General features: G+C 71.2%; 24 protein-coding genes. 9 read left to right on the top strand and 15 right to left on the bottom strand.

The genetic code is table 11. The features are described 5' to 3' along the window. Positions 1–4: 4 nt before the first annotated feature. From ACLBWP_RS13050 to iolC, 10 genes are read right to left on the bottom strand one after another with little or no spacing between them, the layout of a single operon-like run. Entirely contained in the window at positions 5–1,225 is a 1,221-nt protein-coding gene (locus ACLBWP_RS13050) for a Gfo/Idh/MocA family protein (protein WP_447655484.1), read from the bottom strand. Further along, complete coding sequence (locus tag ACLBWP_RS13055; RefSeq protein WP_447655485.1) at positions 1,222–2,379, bottom strand: transaldolase family protein; 1,158 nt, start codon at positions 2,377–2,379, stop codon at positions 1,222–1,224. The genes ACLBWP_RS13050 and ACLBWP_RS13055 overlap by 4 nt, the downstream gene beginning before the upstream one ends. Beyond that, positions 2,376–3,245 carry a sugar phosphate isomerase/epimerase family protein gene (locus tag ACLBWP_RS13060; RefSeq protein ID WP_447655486.1) on the bottom strand — a complete coding sequence of 290 codons (870 nt, stop codon included), beginning with the start codon at positions 3,243–3,245 and terminating at the stop codon, positions 2,376–2,378. The genes ACLBWP_RS13055 and ACLBWP_RS13060 overlap by 4 nt, the downstream gene beginning before the upstream one ends. Positions 3,246–3,248: 3 nt before the next feature. Beyond that, positions 3,249–4,304, bottom strand: a complete 1,056-nt coding sequence (locus ACLBWP_RS13065) for a Gfo/Idh/MocA family protein (protein WP_447655487.1) — start codon at positions 4,302–4,304, stop codon at positions 3,249–3,251. 37 nt (positions 4,305–4,341) lie between these two features. Continuing rightward, positions 4,342–5,265: a sugar phosphate isomerase/epimerase family protein gene (locus ACLBWP_RS13070; RefSeq protein WP_447655488.1), complete on the bottom strand. Its 924-nt coding sequence runs from the start codon at positions 5,263–5,265 to the stop codon at positions 4,342–4,344. Positions 5,266–5,300: 35 nt separating this feature from the next. Beyond that, the gene (gene iolD, locus ACLBWP_RS13075; RefSeq protein WP_447655633.1) at positions 5,301–7,181 is read right to left on the bottom strand and encodes a 3D-(3,5/4)-trihydroxycyclohexane-1,2-dione acylhydrolase (decyclizing); all 1,881 of its coding nucleotides are present in this window, start codon (positions 7,179–7,181) and stop codon (positions 5,301–5,303) included. A 14-nt stretch (positions 7,182–7,195) separates the two neighbouring features. Further along, complete coding sequence (gene iolB, locus ACLBWP_RS13080) at positions 7,196–8,095, bottom strand: 5-deoxy-glucuronate isomerase (protein WP_447655489.1); 900 nt, start codon at positions 8,093–8,095, stop codon at positions 7,196–7,198. A 7-nt stretch (positions 8,096–8,102) separates the two neighbouring features. Beyond that, positions 8,103–9,614: a CoA-acylating methylmalonate-semialdehyde dehydrogenase gene (locus ACLBWP_RS13085; RefSeq protein WP_447655490.1), complete on the bottom strand. Its 1,512-nt coding sequence runs from the start codon at positions 9,612–9,614 to the stop codon at positions 8,103–8,105. After that, positions 9,611–10,630, bottom strand: a complete 1,020-nt coding sequence (locus tag ACLBWP_RS13090) for a class I fructose-bisphosphate aldolase (RefSeq protein ID WP_447655491.1) — start codon at positions 10,628–10,630, stop codon at positions 9,611–9,613. Before ACLBWP_RS13090 ends, ACLBWP_RS13085 begins: the two co-directional genes overlap by 4 nt. Next, a complete protein-coding gene (gene iolC / locus ACLBWP_RS13095) occupies positions 10,623–11,615 on the bottom strand; it encodes a 5-dehydro-2-deoxygluconokinase (RefSeq protein WP_447655492.1) in 993 nt (330 codons plus the stop codon). Before iolC ends, ACLBWP_RS13090 begins: the two co-directional genes overlap by 8 nt. Before the next feature lie 156 nt (positions 11,616–11,771). Here iolC and ACLBWP_RS13100 point away from each other — a divergent pair, with 156 nt between their 5' ends. Further along, positions 11,772–13,034 carry a DNA recombination protein RmuC gene (locus ACLBWP_RS13100; protein ID WP_447655493.1) on the top strand — a complete coding sequence of 421 codons (1,263 nt, stop codon included), beginning with the start codon at positions 11,772–11,774 and terminating at the stop codon, positions 13,032–13,034. Between the two features lie 123 nt (positions 13,035–13,157). Here ACLBWP_RS13100 and glpX read toward each other — a convergent pair whose 3' ends face one another. Further along, positions 13,158–14,147, bottom strand: coding sequence for a class II fructose-bisphosphatase (glpX, locus tag ACLBWP_RS13105; RefSeq protein WP_447655494.1), 990 nt, complete (start codon positions 14,145–14,147; stop codon positions 13,158–13,160). A gap of 170 nt (positions 14,148–14,317) precedes the next feature. Between glpX and fbaA the strand changes: the two genes are divergently transcribed. Continuing rightward, positions 14,318–15,346, top strand: a complete 1,029-nt coding sequence (gene fbaA / locus ACLBWP_RS13110; RefSeq protein WP_447655495.1) for a class II fructose-bisphosphate aldolase — start codon at positions 14,318–14,320, stop codon at positions 15,344–15,346. Positions 15,347–15,444: 98 nt separating this feature from the next. Beyond that, complete coding sequence (locus ACLBWP_RS13115) at positions 15,445–16,707, top strand: M18 family aminopeptidase (protein ID WP_447655496.1); 1,263 nt, start codon at positions 15,445–15,447, stop codon at positions 16,705–16,707. A gap of 30 nt (positions 16,708–16,737) precedes the next feature. Here ACLBWP_RS13115 and ACLBWP_RS13120 read toward each other — a convergent pair whose 3' ends face one another. Continuing rightward, positions 16,738–17,865 (bottom strand): zinc-binding alcohol dehydrogenase family protein, encoded by a 1,128-nt coding sequence (locus ACLBWP_RS13120; RefSeq protein WP_447655497.1) that lies wholly within the window; start codon positions 17,863–17,865, stop codon positions 16,738–16,740. An 84-nt stretch (positions 17,866–17,949) separates the two neighbouring features. Between ACLBWP_RS13120 and ACLBWP_RS13125 the strand changes: the two genes are divergently transcribed. Continuing rightward, on the top strand, positions 17,950–18,513 hold the full coding sequence (locus ACLBWP_RS13125) for a TetR family transcriptional regulator (RefSeq protein ID WP_447655498.1): 564 nt from the start codon (positions 17,950–17,952) through the stop codon (positions 18,511–18,513). A 33-nt stretch (positions 18,514–18,546) separates the two neighbouring features. On the opposite strand, the gene ACLBWP_RS13130 is transcribed toward ACLBWP_RS13125, so the two are convergent. Then, positions 18,547–19,218 carry a DUF6264 family protein gene (locus ACLBWP_RS13130; protein WP_447655499.1) on the bottom strand — a complete coding sequence of 224 codons (672 nt, stop codon included), beginning with the start codon at positions 19,216–19,218 and terminating at the stop codon, positions 18,547–18,549. After that, the gene (locus ACLBWP_RS13135; RefSeq protein WP_447655500.1) at positions 19,215–20,279 is read right to left on the bottom strand and encodes a 4-hydroxy-3-methylbut-2-enyl diphosphate reductase; all 1,065 of its coding nucleotides are present in this window, start codon (positions 20,277–20,279) and stop codon (positions 19,215–19,217) included. The genes ACLBWP_RS13130 and ACLBWP_RS13135 overlap by 4 nt, the downstream gene beginning before the upstream one ends. Before the next feature lie 103 nt (positions 20,280–20,382). On the opposite strand from ACLBWP_RS13135, the gene xseA reads away from it, so the two are divergent. The 5 genes from xseA to ACLBWP_RS13160 all read left to right on the top strand — a co-directional run bounded on the left by xseA (position 20,383) and on the right by ACLBWP_RS13160 (position 24,847). Then, on the top strand, positions 20,383–21,621 hold the full coding sequence (xseA, locus tag ACLBWP_RS13140; RefSeq protein ID WP_243561390.1) for an exodeoxyribonuclease VII large subunit: 1,239 nt from the start codon (positions 20,383–20,385) through the stop codon (positions 21,619–21,621). Positions 21,622–21,686: 65 nt separating this feature from the next. Further along, the gene (locus ACLBWP_RS13145) at positions 21,687–21,971 is read left to right on the top strand and encodes an exodeoxyribonuclease VII small subunit (protein WP_243561391.1); all 285 of its coding nucleotides are present in this window, start codon (positions 21,687–21,689) and stop codon (positions 21,969–21,971) included. Continuing rightward, positions 21,968–22,603: a DUF4245 domain-containing protein gene (locus ACLBWP_RS13150; RefSeq protein ID WP_243561392.1), complete on the top strand. Its 636-nt coding sequence runs from the start codon at positions 21,968–21,970 to the stop codon at positions 22,601–22,603. The genes ACLBWP_RS13145 and ACLBWP_RS13150 overlap by 4 nt, the downstream gene beginning before the upstream one ends. 84 nt (positions 22,604–22,687) lie before the next feature. Next, on the top strand, positions 22,688–23,302 hold the full coding sequence (locus ACLBWP_RS13155; protein WP_243561393.1) for a carbonic anhydrase: 615 nt from the start codon (positions 22,688–22,690) through the stop codon (positions 23,300–23,302). Between the two features lie 129 nt (positions 23,303–23,431). Continuing rightward, positions 23,432–24,847 carry a class II fumarate hydratase gene (locus ACLBWP_RS13160; protein ID WP_447655501.1) on the top strand — a complete coding sequence of 472 codons (1,416 nt, stop codon included), beginning with the start codon at positions 23,432–23,434 and terminating at the stop codon, positions 24,845–24,847. Positions 24,848–24,951: 104 nt separating this feature from the next. Here the strand turns inward: ACLBWP_RS13160 and ACLBWP_RS13165 are convergent, their stop codons facing one another. Next, positions 24,952–26,325, bottom strand: coding sequence for a PhoH family protein (locus ACLBWP_RS13165; RefSeq protein ID WP_243561394.1), 1,374 nt, complete (start codon positions 26,323–26,325; stop codon positions 24,952–24,954). Positions 26,326–26,643: the final 318 nt, after the last annotated feature.

The following is a 26,643-nucleotide window of genomic DNA, read 5'->3' on the forward strand; positions in this document are numbered from 1 at the left end:
GCGACTAGACCACCGGGGTCGGAGCCGCGTAGGTGAGCGGCCCGTCGACGCGTGCGACGTCGTGCCAGGCGCCGTCGGCGAGCGAGGCCTCGGCCGCCTCGACGATGGACGCTGCCGCCAGGCCGTCGGCGACCGACGGCGCGAGCTGCTGCCCACGCTGCACGCTCGCGATGAACTGCGCCGCCTCGATCGTCTTCAGGTCGTCGTAGCCCATGGCCGTGCCCGCGCCGGGCTGGAACCGTGCGAAGTCCCCGTCGCCTGGTGCGACCAGGTGCGTGGCGTACCCGTCGACCTCGGTGCCGTCGAGGAACACCTCGAGTTCGTTGAGACGCTGGAAGTCCCAGCGGACCGATCCCCGGGTGCCGTAGACCTCGATCGTGTACTCGGCGTGCGGGCCACGCATCACCCGGCTGGAGTCCATCGTGCCGACCGCGCCGTCCTCGAAGCGGAACAGCAGGGCGGCGTAGTCCTCGTTCTCGACCGCCTTGCGCTCCCCCGTCGCCGCGGCAGACCGGTCGACGATGCCGGCGCCGGGGAGGGGCCGGTCGGTGATGAACGTCTCGGCGAGCGCCGTGACGCTCGCGATGCGCCCGACGACGTACTGCGCCAGGTCGAGGCCGTGCGACAGCAGGTCGCCGAGCACCCCGGAGCCCGCGCGCTCCCGCTCGAAGCGCCACGTCAGCGGCGCATCGGGGTCGGACGAGTAGTCGGCGAGCAACGACCCGCGCACGTTCGTGATCCGCCCGAGACGACCGCTCCGGACGAGTTCGCGCGCCCGCTCGATCGCCGGGGCATGCCGGTAGTTGAAGCCGACGCTCGTGATGACGCCCGCGCGCTGGACGGCGTCGTGGATGTCGCGGGAGTCGCTGGCGTACCGGCCCATCGGCTTCTCGATCCAGAACGGCTTGCCGGCGGCTGCCGCGGCGACGGCCATCTCGCGGTGCAGGAAGTTCGGCGAGCAGATCGAGACGACGTCGACCTCGGGGTCAGCAAGGACCTCGTGGTAGTCGGCGACGGCGCGCTCGTACCCCAGGCGGGCGAGAGCCTGCTGGCGGGCCTCGGGCACGGGGTCGGCGGCCACGACGAGTCGAGGGTGCACACCGAGTTCGGGGAAGTGGTCGGGCAGCGCCCGGTAGGCCCGCGAGTGCAGACGTCCCATCCAGCCGACGGAGATCAGGCCGACGCCGATCGTGTCTCGCCCGGCTGTGCCGTTCGCCGTGCTCATGCCGCGGGCACGATGATGTCGCGGACCAGGGCGTCGAGCTGGGCGTCGGCGTCGAGGAACTGGCGCAGGGTCGTGACCGTCGCGCCGAACCGTTCGAACTCGTCGATCGTCATGCCGTCGACGTCGTACCCACGGGCGAACTCGGGCGTCGCGGCACGCAGCGCGTCCAGCACCTGCGCGGGGACCTCGTCGTCGATGGCGTCCGGGCGGAACGGGACCGCATTGTCGTTGATGTCCTTGGCCCACTGGAACGGCGGGGAGATCACCAGGTCGCCACCCTGGAACTCCGACCACTGCAGCGCGTTGCGGAAGGCCGCGACGAGCACCCGCGAGCGGAACCCGCGCTGCCGGAAGACCCGGTGGGCGTGCTTCACCGCGGCGACGCCGGCCCACTCCAGGTACCCGGGGTCGATCAGGACGTGATCGCGCTTGACGACGGTCTTCAGCCAGTCGTCCAACCGGCCGGCCATGAGCGTGACGACGTGGCCGAACTCCTGGTCCGGCAGGCCGTCGGCGGCGCGGCGGTCGAGTGCACGCTCGATCGCCTCGCCGACGGCGACGACCTGGGCGACCGTGAACGAGACCGTCGCGTTGATCGACACACCCCGGTACGCGGCCTCTTCGATCGCGGCGATGCCGGTCCTGGTCGCGGGGATCTTCACGATGATGTTCGGCGCCAGACCGGAGAACCGCACGGCCTGCTCGACCAGGGCGTCGCGGTCGCGGTGCAGGCGCGGGTCGGTCTGCATCGACAGCCGTCCGTTCCGCCCGCCGGAGGCCTGGAACGCCGGCAGCAGCTGCTCGGCGGCGGCGATGGAGAGCTCTTCGACGGCCTTCCATCCGATCCAGGACTCCCCCGCGGTCGGGTGGTCTGCTGCGATCTGACGGATGCGCGGGACCCAGGTGTCGGGGTCCTGCTTGATGCAGGTGTAGGCGATGACCGGGTTGCACGTGGCCCCGACGGCGCCGTACTCGTGGATGGCGGTGGCGAGCTCGTGCGGGTCGGCGGAGTCGTTCCACAGCGCCGTGATCGTCTGTTCCGACGCCTGCAGGGTGACGGGACGGGTGTCGGGAGCGTCGTGCGGGCCGGCCCCGTCGTGCGCGCTGGCCCCGTCGTGCGTGCTGGTCGTCGATGCGGTCGGTGCGGTCGTCATCGGTGCAGTCCCTTCGTGATCGTGTCGAGCTGGGCACGCGAGACTCGGTCAGCGTCCTCGTCCTCGGCGAAGACGCTCGACACCGCGACCGTGTCCTCGCGGGCGGAGAAGCCGACGCGGTCGAGGGCCGCCCAGAAGCGGTCGAAGTCGACGTCGCCCTGCCCCACCTGCAGGTGCTGGTGCACGCGCACGGCGTTGCCCGGTGGGTTCGTGATGTACCGCAACCCGTGGGAGCGGTGGTGGTCGAAGGCATCGGCCACGTGGACCAGCTGCAGGGAGTCCCCCGCGGCGTCGATGATCGCGTCCATGTCGCCGCCGTAGTGGAACGTGTGGCAGGCGACGTAGACGAACCCGACGTGCTTCGAGTTGAGGCCGCGGATCACGCGCAGGGCCTGGAGTCCGTCCTCGACGAAGTCGTCCGGGTGCGGGTCGATGAGCACGCGAAGGTCGGCGTCCTCGATGATCGGCAGCAGTTCCTCCATCGCCCAGTAGAACTGCGCCTCGGACTCCTCTGCGCGCTCGGGGCGACCCGAGAACTCCGTGTTGATGGTGTCGACGCCCAGGCGCTTGGTGATCTCGATGACGCGCTTCCACTGCTTGACGGCGGTCTCGCGGGTCTCGCGGTCGGGGCCGGACCACCGCAGCACCGGCAGCACACTGGCCACCTGCACCCCGGCGTCCGTGCACGCTGCGGCGAACGCGTCGACCAGGTCGTCGTCGGCCTTGGGGTGTCGGAAGAACGGGATGAAGTCCTGGTGCGGGGTCAGCTGCAGGTACTCGTACCCCAGGTCGGCCACCTTCTGCGGGAACTCGAGCAGCGACAGGTCGTGGTGGAACGGCGTGGGGTCGAGGGCGATCTTCGGCACGGGCTACGCCCCCAGCAGCGCCGTGGTGTCGGCAGTGTCGTAGAAGGCCGGCTTCGCCGTGGCGTACGTGACGCGCTCGAGGGCGCCGGACTGCTGCGCGCGGACCGCGACCTCGGCCACGACCGACGCGGTGTAGCCGTCCCAGGCGCTCGGGCCGTCGATGCCGCCGGTGCGTGCCGCGTCCACCCAGCGCTGCACTTCTTCGTCGTAGGCGGCACCGAAGCGCTCGACGAACGACGGTGTGACGCCCTGGCCGGAGACGCCCTGCGACACGAGGTTGAGCGAGGTCTCGCGGCCGATGTACGCCACGCCCGACTCGAACACGGCGTCGGTGGTGACCTGGTAGCCGAACTGGGCGTTCACGTTGATCTCGACGATCGCCATGGTGCCGGACTCGGTGGTGAACAGGACGAACTGCGGTTCGGGCAGGTCGGCCGGTGCCAGCGAGTTCTTGCGGGGCTTCTTCACCTCGACGCTCGTGATCGCCTCGCCGGTGATGAACGGGATGATGTCGATCTCGTGGATCACCGAGTCGTGGATGAGCATCGACTCGCTGAAGTTCGGCGGGGTCGTCGGGTTGCGGTGTGCGTGGTGCAGCGCGAGCAGGGCACCGTTCGCCCCGGACTCCCGCAGGGCGCGGAGTTCCTGGTAGCCCTTGTCGAAGCGACGCATGAACCCGACCTGGATCTTCGGACGGTCGGACGACGCCTGCTCGAGCTCGACGATCCGCAGGGAGTCCTCGGCGCTGGTCGTGAGCGGCTTCTCGCACAGCACGGCGAGCCCGCGCTCGATCGCCGGCACCAGCACCGGCTCGTGCAGGAAGCCCGGCGTGGCGACGATGACCGCGTCGATCTCGGTGCTGTCGAGCGCGTCCTCGAACGACGCCGCGGTGATCGCTCCGGGCGCCTTCGCTGCCGCGGCGGTGGCACGGGCGGTGTCCGGGTCGACGATCGCGACGACGTCCGCACCGGCGATGGTCGACGTGATGCGACGGATGTGGTCGCTGCCCATGGCGCCCGCGCCGACGACGGCGACGCGGAGGTTGTCAGTGGTGCTCATGCTGTGCTCCTGCAGTGGGGTTGTGGTTCGCGGTGCGTCAGGACGCGCGGGCGGCCGAGGTCGAGCCGAAGATGTGCTGGAACGTCCGCTCGGCGATGGGGCCGGGGGCGTCGACCGAGCAGCCGTACATGTCCTGTTCGACGATGCCGAAGACGTCGGGGTTGATCGCGGCCACGGCCTCGATGATCGGAGCGAGTTCCGGGGTGCCGTTCGGCGGCTCGGTCATGATGCCCTGCGCCACGGCGGTGGCGAACGGCACGTCGTTCTTCAGCACGTCGAACAGCAGGTCGGTGTCGACCTGCTTCAGGTGCAGGTACCCGATCCGCTCGGGGTGCTCGGCGATGAGCTTGAGGTTGTCGCCGCCGTAGTAGCTGAAGTGCCCCGTGTCCAGGCAGAGGTTCGTGTACCGCGGGTCCGTGACGGACAGGAAGCGCACGGTCTCCTTGTACGTGCCGACGTGGCTGTCGGCGTGGGTGTGGAACTGCTGGTGGACGCCGAACTCCTCGAGCAGGGCCTTGCCGAGCTGGTCGTGCCCCTTGCCCAGGCGCTGCCACTGGTCGTCGTCGAGCGTGCGGGACTCGAGGACCTCTTCGGTCGCGTCGGAGCGCCACAGGTCGGGGATCGTGACCAGGTGCTCGGCGCCGAGTGCTGCCGCCAGTCCGGCGACCGCCACGGCCTGGTCCCAGGCACGCTGGAACTGGTCGTCACCCTTGTGGAACCCCGTGAACACCGTGCCGGCCGACAGCTTCAGCCCACGCGATGCGAGCTCGTCCGACAGCTCGGACGGGTCGGTCGGCAGGTACCCGTACGGCCCGAGCTCGATCCACTCGTACCCGGCAGCGGCGGCTTCGTCGAGGAAGCGCTGCCACGGCACCTGCTTCGGGTCGTCCGGGAACCAGACGCCCCACGAGTCAGGGGCGGTGCCGATGCGGATCGAGGCGGCGGTGGCGGTGTCGGTCATGACGGCGTCGTCTTCCTTCTGTGCGGTGGTGTGGGTCAGCCGAGCAGGGGCCGCTGGGCGGCGACCTGCTGCTCGTAGGCGGCGCGGGCCTGCTGGGTGCTGGGCAGCGTCGACGTCTGGGCGACGGGGACGTCCCACCAGCCGTTGCCGTCCGGGGCGTACACGAGCGGGTCCGAGTTGATGTGGACGAGCGTGGTGTGGTCGTTCGCCTTCGCCTGGCGCACCGCGTCCCGCAGGTCCTGGATCGCGTCCGGGCCGGGCTGCACCTCGATGACGTCGACGCCGTACGAGCGGGCATTGGCCGCCAGGTCGACGGGCAGCGGCTCGCCGTTCTCGAACGACTGCGTCTCGTCCAGGTAGCGGTACCGGGTGCCGTACCGCTCGGAGCCGACGGTCTCGGAAAGGTGCCCGATCGACGCGTACCCGTGGTTCTGGATGAGCACGACGATGATCTTGATGCCCTCGGCCACCGCGGTGACGAGCTCGGTGTGCAGCATCAGGTACGAGCCGTCGCCGACCATCACGATCGCATCGCGGTCCGGAGCCGCACGGCGCACCCCGATGCCGCCCGCGATCTCGTACCCCATGCACGAGAACGCGTACTCGACGTGGTACCCGAGTTCGTCGCGGACGCGCCACAGCTTGTGCAGGTCGCCGGGCAGCGATCCCGCTGCCTGGATGACGACGTCGCGCGGGTCGGACACGGACTGCACCGCGCCGATGATCTCGGCCTGCCCGGGCAGTGCGTTGCCCGACGGGGCGAACGCCGCGTCGACGACGGCGTCCCAGTCCCGCTTTCGCGTGGCGATCTCGGCGGCGTACTCGGCATCCACCGAGTACGCCGCGAGCTCGGCCTGCAGCGCGACCAGTGCCTCACGCGCGTCTGCCACGAGCGGCAGCTGCGACCCGTGCTTGTAGGCGTCGAAGGCCGCGACGTTGACGTTGACGAACGTGACGTCCGGGTCCTGGAACGCGGTACGCGACGCCGTCGTGAAGTCGCTGTACCGGGTGCCGATGCCGATCACGACGTCGGCCTGTGCGGCGACCGCGTTGGCCGCCGCGGTGCCGGTCGCACCGATGCCACCCAGGTACTGCGGGTGGTCCCACACGAGCGCGCCACCACCGGCCTGCGAGGTGCCGACCGGGATCCCGGTGGCCTCGACGAACGCCGCGAGCTCGGCCGCGGCGTCGGAGTACAGCACGCCACCACCGGCGACGATCACGGGGCGGGACGCACCGCGGATCGCAGCGACGGCCCGCGCCAACGGCCCGCGCTCGGGCAGCGGGCGACGGATGTGCCACTCGCGCGGCTGCAGGAACGCGACGGGGACGTCGAGCTGCTCGGCCTGCACGTCCTCGGGCAGGGCGATGGTCACCGCACCCGTCTCGGCGGGGTCGGTCAGCACGCGCATGGCGGCGAGCGCGATCGAGAACAGCTGCTCGGGTCGCTCGACGCGGTCGAAGTAGCGCGACAGCGGCCGGAAGGCATCGGTCACCTGCAACGACGTGTCGTGCGGCAGCTCGATCTGCTGCAGCACCGGGTCGGTGGTGCGGGTGGCGAAGGTGTCCGACGGCAGCAGCAGCGCGGGCAGCCGGTTCGTCGTGGCGAGTGCCGCCGCCGTCAGCATGTTCGCCGCACCGGGGCCGACCGACGCCGTCGCCGCGAAGGTCGCACGACGACGGTGCATCCGGGCGAACCCGACGGCCTGGTGCACCATCGCCTGCTCGTTGCGGGCCTGGTGGTAGGGCAGCAGCCCGGGCTGCTCGACGTGGAGCTGCTTGATGGCCTGCCCGACGCCCGCGACGTTGCCGTGCCCGAAGATGCCGAAGATCCCGGGGATGGTGCGTTCGCGAACGTCCCCGTCGACGGTCCACTGGTTCGCCAGGAACTCGACCAGGGCCTGGCCGACGGTCATGCGGCGCGTCTCGGTCACGCGTTCGTCCTTCCGTAGGGCAGACGCGGGTCGATGTCTTCCGACTCCCACACCTGCCGGACCCAGCCGTGCGCGGGGTCGTCGGTGATGTTCCAGACGCGCTCCGGGTCGGGCCCGGCCATCACGTTGAGGTAGTACATGTCGTAGCCGGGGGCGGCCACGGCGGGTCCGTGCCAGCCGTACGGCACCAGGGCGATGTCGCCGGTGCGGACCTGACGGAACTCGTCGATGGGGCGGTCGTCCGAGGCGTACGTGCGGTGCAGCGCGAACGGCTCGGCGGTGTCGGGGGCGTCCACGCCACGGGCCACGGCGGACTCGTAGTAGTAGATCTCCTCGAGGTTCGACTCGGCGCCGTCGCGGTGGGTGTCGTGCTTGTGCGGCGGGTACGACGACCAGTTGCCCGCGGGCGTGATCACCTCGCACACGATGGCCTTGGCGGCGTCGAGCGCGGCCGGGGTGCCGAAGTTGTGCACCTGCCGGCTGGACTGCCCGGCGCCGCGGAGCTCGACCGGCACGTCCTGGCGCGCGATGTACGTGCTGGGATGCACCTGGTCGGTGGGGACCTCGGCGACGGCGACCCGACCGGAGCCGGTGATCGTCGCCGACGAGCCGGAGCCCAGGTAGAGCACGTCGGTCGGACCGTCGAAGACGCTCGCACGCCCCTCGAGCGCCTGCGACCCGGTGCCGGCAGCACCGGCGAAGGCGACGTCGAAGCTGCCGGCCAGGGGCACGACGATGCGCTCGACGGCCGCGGACTGCAGGCGGAGCTCGCCGCCGTCGGTCAGGGTGCCGGTGCGCAGACCGGTGTGCGCCCAGCCGTCGATGCGGCCGTCGACCACGTCGGTCCAGCCGTCGTCCGGCCGGCTGCCCCGTGGGATGAACCAGGTGTTCTCCATGCCGCGATCAGCCGTTCGACGGGAAGCCGAGGTTGATGCCACCGTGCGACGGGTCGAGCCACCGCGAGGTGATCGCCTTCTGCCGCGTGAAGAAGCTCACGCCGTCGGCGCCGTACGCCTTGTGGTCGCCGAACAGCGAGTTCTTCCAGCCGCCGAACGAGTAGTACGCCACCGGCACCGGGATCGGGACGTTGATGCCGATCATGCCGACCTGCACGTCGCGCTGGAACCGGCGGGCAGCGCCACCGTCGTTGGTGAAGATGGCGGTGCCGTTGCCGAACGCGCCCGAGTTGATGAGCTCGAGGCCTTCTTCGTAGGTGGCGACGCGGACGACGGACAGCACCGGCCCGAAGATCTCCTCGGTGTAGACGCGGCTGGTCGTCGGGACCCGGTCGATCAGCGTCGGGCCGAGCCAGAAGCCGTTCGCGTCGCCGTCGGGCTGCACGGTCCGACCGTCGACGACGACGACCGCACCGTCCTGCTCGGCGACCTCGATGTACGAGGCGACCTTGTCGCGGTGCTGCTTCGTGACGAGCGGGCCCATGTCGCAGCCGCGGCGTCCGTCACCGATGCGCAGCGTGGCCGCACGCTCGGCGATCTTCTGGATGAGCTCGTCGGCGACGGGTTCGACCGCGACGACGACCGAGATCGCCATGCAGCGCTCGCCCGCTGAGCCGAAGCCCGCGTTGACGGCGTTGTCCGCCACCAGGTCCAGGTCGGCGTCGGGCAGCACCAGCATGTGGTTCTTCGCCCCGCCCAGGGCCTGCACGCGCTTGCCGTGCTTGGTGCCGGTCTCGTAGACGTACTGCGCGATCGGGGTCGAGCCGACGAACGAGATGGACTCGACGTCCGGGCTGGTCAGCAGCCCGTCGACCGCGGCCTTGTCGCCGTTCAGGACGTTGAAGACCCCGTCGGGCAGCCCGGCCTCGCTGAACTTGGCCGCCAGCCAGAGCGCGGCGCTCGGATCCTTCTCGCTCGGCTTCAGCACGACGGTGTTGCCCGCGGCGATGGCGATCGGCAGGAACCACAGCGGCACCATGGCCGGGAAGTTGAACGGGCTGATGATGCCCACGACACCGAGCGGCTGGCGGATCGAGTAGACGTCGATGCCGGTGGACACCTGGTCGCTGAACTCGCCCTTGAGCAGCTGCGGGATGCTCGTCGCGAGCTCGACGACCTCTTGCCCGCGGGCGATCTCACCCAGTGCGTCGTCGATCACCTTGCCGTGCTCGCTCGTGATGATCTCGGCGAGCTCGGCCTTGTCGCGGTTCAGGATCTCGCGGAAGGCGAAGAGGATCTGCTGACGCTTGGCGAGCGAGCGTTCGCTCCACGCCGGGAACGCGGCCTTGGCGCTGGCGATCGCCGCCTGGATCTCGTCCTGGTTCGCCAGGGCGACCTGCTTGGTCGCAACGCCGAGCGCCGGGTCGTAGACGGGGGCGGTCGAGCCGGAGGTCGACGCGACGTTCGCGCCGTCGATCCAGTGCCCGATGGTGGTGGTGGCCTGGTCGGTGATCGTCATGCGGTGGTTCCTTCCGGGATGGACGAGTCCATGGTGCTGATGCCGGCGAGCCGCGCGGCTGGGTCGTGCGCTCCTGTGGACGACCCGACCCGGGCCTCCAGGCTGTGGGCGGAACCGCTGTCGGCAGAACCGCTGTGGACGAGCCCGGCGGCCACGTCGACGGCAGCAGCCACGTCGCCGTCCGGCGGGTAGAGCAGGGTCCGTCCGACGACGAGACCGCGCACGCCCGGCAGGGCGAGTGCGTCCGCCCACCGGGCGTACGTCTCGAGCGGGCGGGACGACGGGTCGCCACCGAGCAGCAGCGTCGGCAGGGTCGTCGCCGCCATCACCCGCTCCATGTCGTCGACCACGGGGATCTTGAGCCAGCTGTAGGCACTGGTCTCGCCGAGGCCCGCGGCGATCGCCATCGAGGTGATCACGGCGTCCGCGGTCAGGTCGTTGACCACCTTGCCGTCACGCCAGTCCGACATGAACGGCTCGAGCATGATCGGCAGCTGGTGGGCCGCGGCCTCGGAGACCGCACGGGCCGTGGCCTCGAGCGTCGGTGCCGTGCCCGCGTCCGACAGGTTCACGCGCACCAGCAGCTTGGCGAAGTCGAGCCCCGCCTGCTTGATCGCGGCGGCGGAGTAGGCGGTGTAGCGGTCGTCCATCTCGAACGTCGCGCCCCGCAGCCCGCCGCGGTTCATCGAGCCGACGACGACCTTGCCGTCGAGCGCGCCGAGCAACGCCAGGTCCTCCAGGACGTCGGGCGTGCCGAGCACCCCGTCGACCCCGGGGCGGCTGACGGCGACGACGAGCCGTTCGAGCAGGTCGTAGCGGTCCGCCATCGCCGAGGCGTCGTCGCGGACGGCGAGCGCACCACGTGCAGGGTGGTCGGCGGCGACGATGAAGAGCTTGCCGTCGTCGCCGAGCAGCGGCCGCCGGGTGCGGGCGGCGAGGGTCTGGGCGACGCGTTCCGGCGAACCGGCGCGGACGTCGCGCAGCCGGGCGAAGTCGGCAGGGCTGATCTCAGGCACGGATGGCCTCCTCCGTCGGGTTCTCCTGCAGGAACCGCTCGATCTCGTCGCTCGTCGGCATGGCCGTGGAGCACTCGAAGCGCGTCGCCACGATGGCGCCGGCGGCGTTCGCGAAGGCCAGGGTGCGCTCGAGGCGCCAGCCCTGCAGCAGCCCGTGCACCAGCGCACCGCCGAAGCCGTCACCGGACCCCAGCCCGTTGACGACGTCGATGTGGTGGGGGCGGAGCTCGACGAACTCGTCGCGGGTCTTCGCGAGCACGCCCTTGGGGCCCTGCTTCACGATCGCGATCTCGACGCCACGCTCGAGCAGTGCGTCGGCCGCGCGGACGGGGTCGGTCTCGCCCACCGCGACCTCGCACTCCTCGCGGTTGCCGACGGCGACGGTGGCGTGCTCGAGGGCGACGGCGACCTCGCGCGTCGCGGCCTCGGGCGTCGACCAGAACATCGGTCGGTAGTCCAGGTCGAGCACCGTGTACATCCCTCGGGCAAGCGTCGCTTCGCTCCGCGCCCGCAATGCGGCGTGGTGCGCGCTGCGGCTCGGCTCCTCGCTCAGCCCGGTCACCGTGATCCAGAACACCCGCGCGCGCTCGATCTCGTGCAGCGGCAGGGACTTCGTCGTGATCATCAGGTCCGGGGCCTTGGGCGCCCGGTAGAAGTACAGCGGGAAGTCGTCCGGCGGGAAGATCTCACAGAACGCCACGGGCGTGTTCAGTCCGTCGACGGTCTCGATGAACGTGTTGGCGACGCCGAACTCCGGCAGGGTGCGGGCGATGTACCGGCCGAACGGGTCGTTGCCCGTGCGGGTGATGACCGCGGCGTCGGCTCCGTGCCGCGCGGCGGCGATGGCGACGTTGGTGGCGCTGCCGCCCACGGACTTCGAGAACGTCTCGACGTCCTCGAGCGGGCCCGTCTGTTGCGGGTAGACATCGACGCTCACGCGTCCCATGGTGATCACGTCGTAGGCGTGGGGGGTGTCGTTCGTCATGCGACGCGAGGGGACCTTCCGTGCGGCTTCATCGGCGGACGGTCACGACTGTACACCGCACTTGGCCTAATGTCATTACATGGCTGGCACGGGCCGGTCTGGAGGCTCGCCCGGCTCCGCCACGCCGCTGTCGGTGGGACCTGGGAAGGTCTGGGCATGGACTTCACCGCCCTGCTCATCGGCCTGCTGCTCGGTCTGCTCGTGGGCGCCCTGGCGGGCGCCGCGGTCGCACGCGCCCGCGCCGGTGCCGGTGCTGCCTCGGCCACCGCGACCGCCGATGCCCTGCGGGTGCGCCTGGACGAGGTCCGCCACGACGCCGAGGACCGCCTCGACGCGCAGGACACCCAGTACCGGCGTCAGGTGGACTCACTCGAACGCCGGGCCGCCGAGCTCGAGCACCTGGTGCAGCGCATGCACGGTGCCGAGTCCGCCCGGGCCCAGGACGAGTCGAAGGTGCTCACCGCGCTCAGCCCGGTCGCCGACACGCTCGACGTCATGCGCGCGAAGATCGCCGAGCTCGAACGCGCCCGCAGCGAGCAGTACGGGGCGATCTCCACCCAGCTGCGCTCGGCCGCCGAGTCCGAGGAACGCCTGCGTGCCACCGCGGAGACCCTGGCGAGTGCCCTGTCGTCGAACAACACCCGCGGGGTGTGGGGCGAGACCCAGCTGCGCAACGTGGTGGAAGCCGCCGGCCTGCTGGAACGGGTCGACTTCGACGTGCAGTCCTCCACCACCACCTCGGCGGGTGCCGCGCGACCGGACATGATCGTGCACCTGCCCGGCGGCAAGAGCATCGCGGTCGACGCCAAGGTGCCCTTCAGTGCCTACCTGCAGGCGGCAGAGATCCCCGCGACGGCCACCGGCGCCGAGGGAGCACGTCGTGACGCCCTGATCGCACAGCACGTCAAGGCGCTCCGGGCGCACGTCGATGCCCTGGCAGCGCGCGAGTACTGGTCCGGGTACGACGCCTCCCCCGAGCTGACGATCGCGTTCATCCCGTCCGAGTCCCTGATCGCCAGCGCCCTGGCCGCCGACCCCGGGCTGCTCGACCACGCGTTCCGCAAGCGGGTCGCACTCGCGTCGCCGGTCACGCTGTGGTCGGTGCTGAAGACGGTGGCGTTCTCGTGGCAGCAGGACGTCGTCACCGCCGAGGCGCGTGAGCTCTTCCGGGTGTCGCGCGAGCTGTACGGGCGACTGTCGACGATGGCCGGGCACGTCGACAAGCTCGGACGCTCGATCCGGGGCAGTGTCGTCGACTACAACCGGTTCGTGGGGTCGCTCGAGCGGCAGGTGCTGCCGAGTGCCCGGCGTCTCTCGCTGCTCGACGAGTCCAAGGTCATCGCCGAGCCGACCTCGATCGAGGACGAGCCACGGCTGCTGACGTCGCCCGAGCTCGTCGGGGCGCTCGACGACGACTGAGCGATGGCCCCCGCGGCCCCGGTGACCGTCATCAGCGCATCGCGCCCCCGGACGGACATCGCGCCCCGTGGGAACGGGGCGCGATGGTCGTGCGGGGGTGCGACTCGGATCACACGCGGTGGATCAGAACCACTTCTCGGCGCGGTGGTCCGCCTGGATGCGGCGGATGGTGTTCGAGCGCGACCGCAGCACCAGCGAGTCGGTGTGGATCACGCCGCGCGAGCGACGGACGCCGTCGACGAGCACGCCGTCGGTGACACCGGTCGCGACGAAGAACGTGTTGTCGCCCGTCACCAGGTCGTCCTGGTCGAGGACCTTGTCCAGGTCGTGTCCCGCGGCGACGGCCTTCTCGCGCTCCTCGTCGTCCTTCGGCTGGAGCTTGCCGAGCAGCACGCCACCGAGCGCCTTGATCGCGCACGCGGTGATGATGCCCTCGGGGGTGCCACCGACACCGACGCACATGTCGATGTTCGACCCGGGCAACGCGGCGGCGATGCCACCGGCGACGTCGCCGTCGAGCAGCAGCCGCGTGCCGGCACCCGTGGCGCGGATGGCGCGGATGAGTTCGTCGTGACGGGGGCGGTCGAGCACGGCGACGACCATGTCCTCGAGGTCCTTGCCCTTCGCCGCAGCGAGTGCGCGGATGTTCTCGCCGATGGGCTTCTCGAGGTCGAGGACCCCGCGCCCCTCGGGTCCGGCGGCGATCTTGTCCATGTAGAACACGGCGCTCGGGTCGTACATCGAGCCGCGGTCCGACACGGCCATCACGGAGATGGCGTTCTGGCGGCCGGCGGCGGTGAGCGAGGTGCCGTCGATCGGGTCGACCGCGATGTCGCACGCGGGGCCGTGACCGTTGCCGACGTGCTCGCCGTTGTACAGCATCGGGGCGTTGTCCTTCTCGCCCTCACCGATCACGACGACGCCGTCGAAGTTCACCGTGCCGAGGAACTTGCGCATCGCGTCGACCGCGGCACCGTCGGCCAGGTTCTTCTCACCACGACCCACCCACGGCTGCGCCCGGATCGCCGCCGCCTCGGTCGCACGCACGAGTTCGAGTGCCAGGTTGCGGTCGGGCTGGAGGAACAAGGAGCCGGTTTCAGTCGTGGGAGTCACGCCTGCCAGCCTACTCAGCCACGGCCTGCCGGCCGGCCTCCGCGCACGGATGTGCACGGGCGCTCGGCGCGACCACGCGCCGGACGCGATGCAGGCGCAGCACCCGCACCGCTCCTCCAGTGGGTCTGACTACGATCGGAGCGGACGCCACCGAGTCGAAGGAGATCCACGTGCCCATCGCAACGCCGGAACAGTACGCCGAGATGATCGACCGCGCGAAGGCCGGCAAGTTCGCCTACCCCGCGGTCAACGTGTCCTCGTCACAGACCATCAACGCCGTCCTGCAGGGCCTGACCGAAGCCGGCTCGGACGGCATCATCCAGGTCACCACGGGTGGCGCCGACTACTTCGCCGGCCAGACCGTGAAGAACCGCGCTGCCGGTGCGCTCGCGATGGCGGCCTTCGCCCACGAGGTCGCGAAGAACTACCCGATCACGGTGGCCCTGCACACCGACCACTGCCCCAAGGACGCCCTGGACGGCTTCGTGCTCCCGCTCATCGCGGCCAGCGAAGAAGAGGTCCGCCACGGCCGCAACCCGATCTTCCAGTCGCACATGTGGGACGGCTCGGCCGTGCCACTCGACGAGAACATCGAGATCGCCCGCACCATGATCGAGAAGACCCGCAACATCAACGCCATCCTCGAGGTCGAGATCGGCGTCGTCGGCGGCGAAGAGGACGGTGTCGAGCACGAGGGCACGAACGACGCCCTGTACACGACCCCGAACGACGTCGAGCGGGTCGTCGACGCACTCGGTCTGGGTGACAAGGGCCGCTGGATCGCCGCGCTGACCTTCGGCAACGTGCACGGCGTCTACAAGCCCGGCAACGTCAAGCTGCGACCGGAACTGCTCGGTGAGATCCAGGCAGCGGTCGCCGCCAAGCACGGCACCGGCGAGAACCCGCTCGACCTGGTCTTCCACGGCGGCTCCGGCTCGACCGACGACGAGATCCACGAGGCGGTCCGCAACGGCGTCATCAAGATGAACATCGACACGGACACGCAGTACGCGTTCACGCGCTCGATCGCCGGGTCGATGTTCAGCAACTACGAGGGCGTCCTGAAGCTCGACGGCGAGGTCGGCAACAAGAAGCAGTACGACCCGCGCGCCTGGGGCAAGGTCGCCGAGACGGCGATGGCCGCCCGCGTGGGACAGGCCGCGACGGTCCTCGGCTCGGCCGGCAACAGCAAGAGCTAGCCCAGGCACGTCCAGATCGGACAGGAGGAACGGGGCGCGTCCGACGGACGCGCCCCGTTCTGCGTCTGGTCACCCCGGGCCCGTGCCACGATGGTCGGGTGACCGCCGACGCTATCGCCTCCGAGTTCGCCCACTTCGTCACCGAGTCGCCGACGGCGTTCCACGCCGCGGCCGTAGCCCGCGACCGACTCGTCGCGGCCGGCTTCGCCGAGCTCGACGAACAGGACGCCTGGCCGACCGAGCCCGGCGCCTACGTGGTGGTCCGCGACGGTGCGGTCATCGCGTGGCGGCTGCCCGCCGGAGCGACCGCGACCACGCCGTTCCGGATCCTCGGCGCGCACACCGACTCCCCCGGGTTCCGCCTGAAGCCGAACCCGGTCGTCCGGGTCGGCGGATGGGAGCAGCTCAACGTCGAGGTCTACGGCGGACCGATCCTGTCGACGTGGTTCGACCGCGACCTGCGCATCGCCGGACGGGTCGTGCACGCCGACGGCACGGTCACCCTGCTCGACACCGATGCCGTGGCGCGCATCCCCAACCTGGCGATCCACCTGGACCGCGGCGTCAACACCGGCAACGAGATCGACCGTCAGCGCCACACGCTCCCCGTGGTCGGCACGGACGGCTCCGAGGCCAGCGGCGTCGACGCGCTGGCCTGGCTGCGCGCCCGGGTCGGGGAGACGGCGGTGTCGTGGGACCTGTTCCTCGCCGACACCCAGGCACCCGCGCGGGTCGGCATCGACGGCTCGTTCCTGGCGTCCGGCCGGATGGACAACCTGACGAGCGTGCACGCGGGGCTCCGCGGCATCGTCGAGGCACCCGCCGACGGCGACCACATCCCGGTGTTCGCGGCGTTCGACCACGAAGAGGTGGGCTCCGCGACGCCGTCGGGCGCGGGTGGCCCGTTCCTGCCGGACGTCCTCGGCCGCGTGCAGGAGGGCCTCGCCGCCACCCGCTCCGAAGCCGCGCGGGCGTTCCGTGCGTCGTGGCTGCTGTCGAGCGACGCCGGTCACCTGGTGCACCCGAACTACTCGGACAAGCACGACCCGACCAACCGGCCCCGCCCGGGCGGCGGTCCGCTGCTGAAGATCAGCGCGAACCAGCGCTACATGACCGAGGCCAAGGGCGAGGCGGTATTCGCTGCCGCCTGCGCCGCGGCCGGCGTGTCGTACCAGCCGTTCGTCAACGTGAACACGATCGCGGGCGGCTCGACCATCGGCCCGATCGCGGCGACCCGACTCGGCATCCCGACCCTCGACATCGGCGTGGGGCTGCTGTCGATGCACTCGGTCCGCGAACTCGTGCACGTCGAGGACCTGGCCGCGCTGCACGGCGCAGTCGCGGCCTTCCTGGCGGACTGAGCGGGCCGAGCGGGCTGAGCGGGCTGCCCGTCAGAGCGTCACGACGACCTTCTGCGCCGACACCCCCGCGCGCTGGCGGTCGAGCGCGCCCTGCACGGCGTCGAGCCCGGTGCCGGCGACGACGGGCGCGGGGACCGGCAGCAGGGTGCCGTCGGCCAGGCCCTGCGGAAGCGTCTCGGCCCACAGCCGGTGTCCGACCTCGTCGTCGCGCAGGCTGCTCCCCCAGATGAACCCGGTGCGCACGCCGGCTCGACGGGCGCGGACCGTGAAGCCCGCCATGGTGAGACCGATGCGGGTGAACACGGGGACCATCGCCGGGAACAGCCGACGACGTCCGGCGAGCCCGTCGAGCGACACCGGCGTGCTCGCCATCGCCAGCACGTCGCCGCCGGTCCGACGGAGCACCCGCAGGCAGGCATCGGCGGACCCGGTGCCGATCGCCACTGCTCCCAGGACACGGCGTCCGGCGATGCCCTGGACGAGCTGCGCGACGGCGTCCGGATCGTGGTGGTCGACGACCACGTCGGCGCCGAGTGCGCGGACCGTGGCGGCGTTCCGCGGTGACGCGGTGCTGACGACGTCGTACCCGGCAGCGCGCGCCAGCTGGACCGCGTTCATCCCGACACTCGTCGAGCCGCCCCACACGACCACCACGCCCCGGTCATCCGCTCCGTCCACCTGCGATGTCCGGCCCGGCATCGGCAGGCCGAGGTGCCCCGGCTGGAAGAGCGCGCACGCCGCGGTCGAGGCGGCGAGCGGCACGACGGCCGCCTGTTCGTGGGACATCCCCTCGGGAGTCGGCGCCGTCAGCCGTTCGAGGAGCGCGGTGTACTGCTGGAAGGCCCCCTCGTGTCGCGGGTCCCGTCCCCGGTCCGTGCCCGTCGCCAGCCCGAACACCCGGTCACCGACGGCGAACCGCGTGACGCCGGAGCCGACCGCGACGACCTCGCCCGCGACGTCCGAGCCGAGGACCGCCGGGGTCGGCAACCACCGGTAGGTGACGGATCCGGTCCCCTGGATGATCCAGTCGACCGGGTTGATCGCGACCGCTCGGACGCGCACGACGACCTCGTCGGCGCGGGGCTCGGGCATCGGTGCGGACGCGACGACGAGCGGGGTCCGCGGTGCACCGAGCACGGCGGCGGTGTTCTCGGGCATGGTGGACCTCTCCGGGTGATGACACGTGGTGTCGTCACTGTAGCCCCTGATGACACGGAGTGCCATCACCCCTATGCTGGAGCCATGGCGCGATGGGCACCGGACTCCCGTGAACGACTGCGAGCGGCGGCGATGGAGCTCTTCGCCGAACGGGGCTTCGCCGCGACCACCGTGCCGGACATCGTCGACCGCGCCGGGTTGACCCGCCGCACGTTCTTCCGGCACTTCAGCGACAAGCGCGAGGTCTTCTTCGGTGACGACGAGATCCCGGCGATCGCGACCCGGATGCTGGAGGCGGCGCCGCGGGACCTCGAGCCGTTCACGGTCGTGCTGCGCGGACTGCACGACCTGGCCGAGCACCGCTTCGAGCCGCGACGCACCGAGATCCGGGCGGCACGGCGCATCATCGACGGCGAACCGGCGCTGCTCGAGCGCGACCTGCGGAAACAGGCCGACCTGCGCGTGGCCGTCCGCGACGGGTTCCTCGGGCGGGGCGAGGAACCGCTCACCGCCGAGGTACTGGCCGGCATGACCGTCGAGCTCTTCCAGACCGCACTGACGGCCTGGTCGGCCGACGAGACGGACGCGCCCTTCGGCGTCCACCTGGATCGCTCGGCCGAACGGATGCGGGCCGTGCTCGGCAGCTGACCGCGAACGGTCGGTCGACGGCGCCGGAGACCGTCAGCCGGTGCGCTGCGCCCACCAGGCCGCGAAGGCCGGGTCGTGCAACAGGACGATCATGAACACGACCGTGCTGAAGACCGTGGCCAGGACACCGCCGAGCACCGGGACCCAGGCCGACCGCTTGCCGGCTCGGAGTCGTGCGACGCTCCACACCAGGGTCAGCACCAGGATCGCGATCGCACCGACCAGGTTGACGTTCGCCGCGGTCGTCAGCGCCGAGGGGTCGGACAGCGTCGTGGACTGCTGCTCGATCGCACGTCGGACGTCGGTGGCCACGAGGCCGGTGCGGAAGTACCGGACGACCGTCCACAGCCCGAGGCCCAGCAGCATCAGCGTCAGGAACAGGTCGCCGGGCGATGCACCCAGGCGCTTGGCGGCGGCCGGAGCGGGGCGGGGGCCCGACGCGGAGCGCGTGGTCGACGCGGCGGAGCGACCCTGGCCTGCGGTCGCTGCGGCGCGATCCGAGCGCTCCTGCTCGGCGAGCACGGGGTTCACCCAGCCCGCCGGGGCGTACTCGCCGTACTGCGGTGCGGGACGGCCCTGGACCGGACCCGCTGCCGGAGCCGATGCCGACGGGACGGAGCTGTGCCGGGCCTCCTGGGCGGTGGCGTCGTGCGGAACCACGCCCGCGTCACGCAACGGGACGGCCGACCAGTCGTCGTCGCTCATGCCCGACGCCCGCCGAGCGCCCGCGTCGGGTTGCCGTCAGCGTCGGTCCGGAGTTCCTTGGGCAGTGAGAACATCAGGTCCTCGTGCGCCGTCACCACTTCCTCGACGCTGCCGTAGCCGGCGTCGGCGAGCTGCTCGAGCACCTCGTGGACGAGTTCCTCGGGCACGGAGGCGCCACTGGTGACCCCGACCGTGCCGACCCCGTCGAGCCAGCCCTGCTGGATCTCTTCGGCGTAGTCGACGCGGTGCGCCGCACGGGCACCGTGCTCGAGCGCGACCTCGACCAGGCGGACGCTGTTCGACGAGTTGGCCGAGCCGACCACGATCACCAGGTCCGCCTGCGGAGCGACCTTCTTGATCGCGACCTGGCGGTTCTGCGTGGCGTAGCAGATGTCGTCAGAGGGCGGGTCCTGGATCGTCGGGAACTTCTCGCGCAGCAGCCGGACGGTCTCCATGGTCTCGTCGACGCTCAGCGTGGTCTGCGACAACCAGACCAGGTTGTCCGGGTCGGCGACCTGCAGCGCGGCGACGTCGGCCGGACCGTTGACCAGGATCGTCTGGTCGGGCGCGTGGCCCATCGTGCCCTCGACCTCTTCGTGGCCGGTGTGCCCGATCAGGATGATGGTGCGGTCGGCCTTGGCGAACCGGGTGGCCTCGCGGTGCACCTTCGTGACCAGCGGGCAGGTGGCGTCGATCGCCTGCAGCTCGCGTTCGGCCGCGCCGGCGACGACCGCGGGTGAGACGCCGTGCGCGCTGAAGACGACGTGCGAGCCGCGCGGGACCTCGGCGACGTCGTCGACGAAGACGGCACCGCGCTGCTCGAGTGTCGAGACGACGTGCACGTTGTGGACGATCTGCTTGCGGACGTAGACGGGCTCGCCGTACTGCTCGAGCGCCTTCTCGACGGCGATGACGGCGCGGTCGACACCGGCGCAGTAGCCACGGGGAGCGGCGAGCAGGACCTTCTTCGGCCCCGCGACCGGCTCGTTCCGCAGCCGCCCACGCGGCGCAGGGCTGCGCGGCGGTGCGAGAGGGACCGTGTGGCCGTTCGTGATCGTCACGTCCCCGATGATAGGTGAGCGGCACCGACACGGCCTGGGCGCTGACGGCCGGTGGACGTCAGCGGTGTCCGGCAGCATGGGACCGCACCACCAGGAGGAGCACATGGCGATCGAACAGGGACCCCCGACGGCAGACGACCCGTGGCCCGTCGCGCTGCTCGGCGCCAAGATGCGGGACTGGATCGACCGACTCGGCACCGCGTGGATCGAAGGCGAGATCACGCAGTGGAACGTCGCCGGCGGCAACGTCTACGGCAAGCTCAAGGACCTCGAGGTCGACGCCACGGTGTCCTTCTCGATCTGGTCGAGCGTGCGTTCCCGGGTGCCCGCCGACCTGAAGCAGGGCGCGCGCGTCGTCGCGGCCGTCAAGCCGAACTACTGGGTCAAGGGCGGCTCGCTGACGATGCAGGTCGTCGAGATGAAGCACGTCGGACTGGGCGACCTGCTCGAACGACTCGAACGGCTGCGTCGCACCCTGGCAGCAGAAGGCCTGTTCGACCCGGCGCGCAAGCAGCGTCTGCCGTTCCTGCCGCACCGCATCGGCCTGATCACGGGCAAGGACTCCGACGCCGAGAAGGACGTCACGCGGAACGCACAGCTGCGCTGGCCGCAGGTCGAGTTCCGCACCGTGCACGCCGCAGTGCAGGGTGAGCGCGCCGTGGCCGAGGTCACGGCGGCGATCCTCGAACTCGACGCCGACCCGACCGTCGACGTCATCATCATCGCCCGTGGCGGTGGCGACTTCCAGAACCTGCTCGGGTTCAGCGACGAAGGACTCGTCCGGGCTGCCGCCGCGGCGAGCACGCCGATCGTGTCCGCCATCGGGCACGAGGCCGACCGCCCGATCCTCGACGAGGTCGCCGACCTGCGTGCGTCGACCCCGACCGACGCCGCCAAACGCGTGGTGCCCGACGTGGCCGAGGAACTCGCCAACGTCCGTCAGGCCCGGGCTCGACTGGGACTCCGGCTCTCGCACACGCTGTCGGTCGAGGCCGACCGGATCGCCGCACTGCGGTCACGTCCGGCGCTGGCGTCCACCGCCTGGCTCGTCGACACCCGCGCCGAAGAAGTGGCCCGCGACCTCTCCCGCGCCCGGGAACTGCTGGACCGCCGGCTCGAACGGTCACACGCCGAGGTCGGACACCTGACCGGACGGCTCCGCGCGCTCTCACCGCGGGACACCCTGCGCCGTGGGTACGCGATCGTGCAGACCGCCGACGGATCGGTCGTGCGGGCGGCGTCGGACCTGGGCGCTGCCGCGGACGTCCGCGTCACGCTCGGTGCGGGCACCGCGACCGGCACGCTCGCGCCCGAGGGCCCGGGGCCCGACGGCGAAGGCTGAACCGCGTTCTCCACAGGCGCACGGCGCACGGCAGCGGGTCGGTGGGTGCTCGGTAGGATCGGAGCGTGTCATCCCAGCAGCAGCCCGCGCCGTCCGAGCCCGCACCGTCCGAGCCCGCCGACGTCAGCGCCCTGAGCTACGAAGCGGCTCGCGACGAACTCGTCCGCGTCGTCGCCGAGCTCGAGCAGGGCTCCGCCACGCTCGAGCGGTCGCTGACCCTGTGGGAACGCGGCGAAGCCCTGGCGGCCCGCTGCGAAGAGTGGCTGGTCGGCGCCCGTGCCCGGCTCGACGCCGCCCGCGCCGGATCTGAAGCCGCCGATGCGTCCGACCGCGGGAGCGCACGCGCATGACCGACCCCGAGACCGGCCGCCCGGTCGTCGCCGAGCTCGGTCGCCCCGAGACGGCCGAAGAGACCTGGGCGCGCAAGGACACCGCGCGACGGGCCCGTCGTCAGCACCAGACGGCGTTCAACCTGGTCCTGGCACTCATCGCGTCGCTCGGCATCGTCGTGTTCCTGGTCGCCGTCGTGGCCCGACCCAACGGCACTGTGGACCAGGACGTCGACTACCGCCAGGTCGCCGCCCAGGCAGCCGTGCCGGGGGTCACGCTCGCCGTCCCCGACCTGCCCGACACGTACTCGTCGAACCGCGCCGACTTCAAGGACCGAGCGGCCGACGGAGTCGACGTCTGGACCGTCGGGCTGCTGACCCCCGACAAGCAGTTCATCGGGCTGCAGCAGGGCATCGACGCCAACCCGACCTGGGTCGCGAACCAGCTCGACCAGCACGCCGCCACCGGCAGCCGCACCATCGCCGGCACGAAGTGGACCGTGTACGACCGTCGCGACCAGGGCAAGGACGCCGGCAACCAGGCGTACTCGCTCGTGACGACGTTCGGACGCAACACGATCGTGCTCGCGGGCACCGCCGACGACCGGTCGTTCCGGACCGTCGCCACCGCCCTGACGCGACAACTCGGCTGACCGACCCCGAGCCTCCTGCACGACAGGAACGCAGCACCACCCGAACGCCCTGACACCCGAAGCAGCACCCGAGGAGCCGATCCCATGACCGACCGCGCCGCGTCCACCCCCGCCGACGCCCTCCGCCTGCTCGTCGACGGCAACGCCCGCTTCGCCGCCGACAAGCGCCGGACCGGCCGCATCGACCCCGAGCGCCGCAGCGAGCTCGCCGGTTCGCAGGCACCGTTCGCCACCGTGCTCGGGTGCTCCGACTCCCGCGTGCCGTTCGAGCACGTGTTCGACGCCGGCATCGGCGACGTGTTCGCCATCCGGAACGCCGGCCAGATCGTCGACGACGTCGTGCTCGGCTCCATCGAGTTCGCGGTCGTCGCGCTCGGCACCCCGCTCGTCGTGGTGCTGCGGCACACCAAGTGCGGTGCCGTCGCCGCCGCCCGCTCCGGCGAGCCGGTGCCGGCACCCCACCTGCAGGCCCTGGTCGACGCCATCGCCCCGAGCGTCGAACGCGTCCGCGCGACGGACCCCGACATCCCGCAAGAGGCGATCGGCGCTGCCCACCTCGAAGCGACCCTGCGTGCCGTGCTCGAGCGCTCCGGCGCCGTGTCCGACGCCATCGCCGAGGGTAGATTGGCCGTCGTCGGCGCGACCTACGACCTGACCACGGGCCAGGTCTCGATCGACACCGTCGTCGGCGACGCCTGAGCCCAGGGACCGACGGCCGGCGCCGACCACCGGCGCCGGACGCCCGAGGGCAGACGGCACACCACCACGCCACGACGACCACCCGGCCGCGACCGCGACCGGCGCACCACCAGGAAGGACCACGACGACGTGACCGACACCACCGCGCACCCCGCGACGACCGAGTACCGGATCGAACACGACACGATGGGCGAGGTCCGCGTGCCGGCCTCGGCGTTGTACCGCGCGCAGACCCAGCGCGCCGTCGAGAACTTCCCGATCTCCGGCACCGGACTCGAGTCGGCGCAGATCGTCGCCCTCGCGCGGATCAAGCGCGCGGCGGCCATCGTCAACGGCCAGCTCGGGATCATCGACGACAGCGTGGCCGACGCGATCCAGCAGGCAGCCGACACGATCATCGCCGGTCAGCACCACGACCAGTTCCCCGTCGACGTGTACCAGACCGGCAGCGGCACCTCGTCGAACATGAACATGAACGAGGTCCTGGCGACCCTGGCGTCCGAGGTCGCGGGCAGCCCGGTGCACCCGAACGACCACGTGAACGCGTCGCAGTCCTCGAACGACGTCTTCCCGACCTCGGTGCACGTCGCCGTCACCGAAGCCCTGATCCGCTCCCTGGTGCCCTCGCTCGCGCACCTGGCCGAGTCGCTCGAGGCCAAGGCGACACTGTGGGCCGACGCCGTCAAGTCCGGTCGCACCCACCTGATGGACGCCACCCCGGTCACCCTCGGGCAGGAGTTCGGCGGCTACGCGCGCCAGATCCGCCTGGGCATCGAGCGGGTCGAGGCGACACTCCCCCGCGTCGCCGAGGTCCCGCTGGGCGGCACCGCCGTCGGCACCGGGATCAACACACCCAAGGGCTTCCCGCAGCAGGTCATCGCCCAGCTCGCCAGCGACACCGACCTGCCGATCACCGAAGCGCTCGACCACTTCGAGGCCCAGGGCGCACGCGACGCCCTGGTCGAGGTCTCCGGGGCGCTCAAGGTGCTCGCCGTCAGTCTGACCAAGATCAACAACGACCTGCGCTGGATGGGCTCCGGCCCGAACACCGGCCTGGGCGAACTGCACATCCCGGACCTGCAGCCCGGCTCGTCGATCATGCCCGGCAAGGTCAACCCGGTGATCCCCGAGGCCACCCTGATGGTCGCTGCGCGGGTCATCGGCAACGACGCCACCGTGTCGTGGGCCGGTGCGTCCGGCGCCTTCGAGCTCAACGTCGCGATCCCGGTCATGGGCACCGCCCTGCTCGAGTCCATCCGTCTGCTGGCGAACAGCTCGCGGGTGCTCGCCGACAAGACGATCGACGGGTTGCAGGCGAACCTCGAGCGGGCGCGCGGCTTCGCGGAGTCGTCGCCGTCGATCGTGACGCCGCTCAACCGTGTGATCGGGTACGAGGCCGCCGCCAAGGTCGCCAAGTACGCCGTCGCCCAGGGCATCACCGTGCGCGAGGCTGTCGTGGCGCTCGGGCACGTCGAGCGTGGCGAGGTCACCGAGCAGCAGCTCGACCAGGCCCTCGACGTCCTGAGCATGACGCACCCGAACTGACGCCCACCTCCGACCCACACACGAAAGCGACAGATCTCCGCGGACTGTCCGCGGAGATCTGTCGCTTTCGCAAGGAGGACGGCCGAGCGATGGGCCCCCGCTGACTACACCAGGTCGGGCGAGTCCAGCATCTCGGTCACCAGCGCAGCGATCGCCGAGCGCTCCGACCGCGTCAGCGTGACGTGCGCGAACAGCGGGTGGCCCTTCAGCCGCTCGATCACCGAGGCGACCCCGTCGTGCCGGCCGACCCGCAGGTTGTCGCGCTGTGCGACGTCGTGGGTGAGCACCACGCGCGAGTTCTGCCCGATGCGGGACAGCATGGTCAGCAGGACGTTGCGCTCGAGCGACTGCGCCTCGTCGACGATCACGAACGCGTCGTGCAGCGAACGACCGCGGATGTGGGTGAGCGGCAGGACCTCGAGCATGCCGCGCTCGACGACCTCGTCCAGCACGTTGTCCGACACCAGCGCGCCGAGGGTGTCGTAGACGGCCTGCGCCCACGGGTTCATCTTCTCGCTGGCATCACCCGGCAGGAAGCCGAGCTCCTGGCCCCCGACCGCGTACAGCGGGCGGAACACCATGATCTTCTTGTGCTGCTGACGTTCCAGGACCGCTTCGAGCCCCGCGCACAGGGCGAGCGCCGACTTGCCCGTGCCGGCGCTGCCGCCCAGGGACACGATGCCGATCTCCGGGTCGAGCAGCGCGTCGATCGCCAGGCGCTGCTCGGCGGACCGGCCGCGCAGGCCGAAGACCTCGCGGTCGCCGCGCACCAGGGACACCGAGCCGGCGGTGTGCACGCGGCCGAGCGCCGACCCGCGTTCGGAGTGGATGACGACCCCGGTGTTGACGGGGACACCGGCCAGCTGCGAGGACGCGATCTCCTCGCGCTCGTACAGGTCGGACATCTGCTCGCCCGACACCTGCAGGTCGGTGATGCCCGTGTACCCGGAGTCGACGGCGAGTTCGGCGCGGTACTCCTCGGCGGCCAGCCCGACCGAGGCGGCCTTGACGCGCAGCGGGAGGTCCTTCGACACGACGACCACGTCGAGCCCGTCGTTCGCCAGGTTCATCGCGACGGCCAGGATGCGGGAGTCGTTGTCGCCGAGCTGCAGCCCGGACGGCAGGACGGACTGGTTGGAGTGGTTGAGCTCGACGCGCAGCGACCCGCCGTCGCCGACCGCGACCGGGAAGTCGAGCCGTTCGTGCTCGATCCGGAGCTCGTCGAGGATGCGGAGGGCCTGCCGGGCGAAGTACCCGATCTCGGGGTCGTTGCGCTTGGACTCGAGTTCACTGACGACCACGACGGGCAGCACGACCGCGTGTTCGTCGAAGCGGAACAGGGCCCGCGGATCGCTCAGCAGCACCGAGGTGTCCAGCACGTACGTGCGCTGGGCGGTGTCCGTCGACCGCGCGGCCGAAGCCGAGGTCGACGCTGCTGACGAGGTTCCGTGGGAGACGTTCTGAGAGGTCACGACCACTCCATCCCCGGGCCGCGACGGGCCCGGTCCTTGTCCTCGACACGGCCACGGAGCGGGTCCCGAAGCACCGACTGTGGCCGCTTCGATCGGGCGCGGTGCCCGATGTGGTCAAGCTACGTCGACCCACCGACCGGCGGGAAGCGACACGCGGTTCCCTCGGTTACGGTCGCGTGAACGGGACCTGAGCGTCTGTCGGCCTGGAGGCTCGTGGCGGGCCCGCCACGCGCCTCCCGTCCGCCCCGCACCAACCCGCACCAACCCGCCTCGCCGAGTCTCGGCCCGGCGGACACAATGCGGCATCCGGCGGCGCGAAACTGT

It is taken from the genome of Microbacterium sp. M1A1_1b (assembly GCF_053345565.1).

Bases quoted from the DNA above. Each gene is read 5' to 3' on its own strand.
- ACLBWP_RS13050 (WP_447655484.1), bottom strand. From the start codon at position 1,225: ATGAGCACGGCGAACGGCACAGCCGGGCGAGACACGATCGGCGTCGGC.
- ACLBWP_RS13055 (WP_447655485.1), bottom strand. From the start codon at position 2,379: ATGACGACCGCACCGACCGCATCGACGACCAGCACGCACGACGGGGCC.
- ACLBWP_RS13065 (WP_447655487.1), bottom strand. From the start codon at position 4,304: ATGAGCACCACTGACAACCTCCGCGTCGCCGTCGTCGGCGCGGGCGCC.
- ACLBWP_RS13070 (WP_447655488.1), bottom strand. From the start codon at position 5,265: ATGACCGACACCGCCACCGCCGCCTCGATCCGCATCGGCACCGCCCCT.
- iolD (WP_447655633.1), bottom strand. From the start codon at position 7,181: ATGACCGTCGGCCAGGCCCTGGTCGAGTTCCTGGCGAACCAGTGGACC.
- iolB (WP_447655489.1), bottom strand. From the start codon at position 8,095: ATGGAGAACACCTGGTTCATCCCACGGGGCAGCCGGCCGGACGACGGC.
- ACLBWP_RS13085 (WP_447655490.1), bottom strand. From the start codon at position 9,614: ATGACGATCACCGACCAGGCCACCACCACCATCGGGCACTGGATCGAC.
- iolC (WP_447655492.1), bottom strand. From the start codon at position 11,615: ATGACGAACGACACCCCCCACGCCTACGACGTGATCACCATGGGACGC.
- ACLBWP_RS13100 (WP_447655493.1), top strand. From the start codon at position 11,772: ATGGACTTCACCGCCCTGCTCATCGGCCTGCTGCTCGGTCTGCTCGTG.
- ACLBWP_RS13120 (WP_447655497.1), bottom strand. From the start codon at position 17,865: ATGCCCGAGAACACCGCCGCCGTGCTCGGTGCACCGCGGACCCCGCTC.
- ACLBWP_RS13125 (WP_447655498.1), top strand. From the start codon at position 17,950: ATGGCGCGATGGGCACCGGACTCCCGTGAACGACTGCGAGCGGCGGCG.
- ACLBWP_RS13130 (WP_447655499.1), bottom strand. From the start codon at position 19,218: ATGAGCGACGACGACTGGTCGGCCGTCCCGTTGCGTGACGCGGGCGTG.
- xseA (WP_243561390.1), top strand. From the start codon at position 20,383: ATGGCGATCGAACAGGGACCCCCGACGGCAGACGACCCGTGGCCCGTC.
- ACLBWP_RS13150 (WP_243561392.1), top strand. From the start codon at position 21,968: ATGACCGACCCCGAGACCGGCCGCCCGGTCGTCGCCGAGCTCGGTCGC.
- ACLBWP_RS13155 (WP_243561393.1), top strand. From the start codon at position 22,688: ATGACCGACCGCGCCGCGTCCACCCCCGCCGACGCCCTCCGCCTGCTC.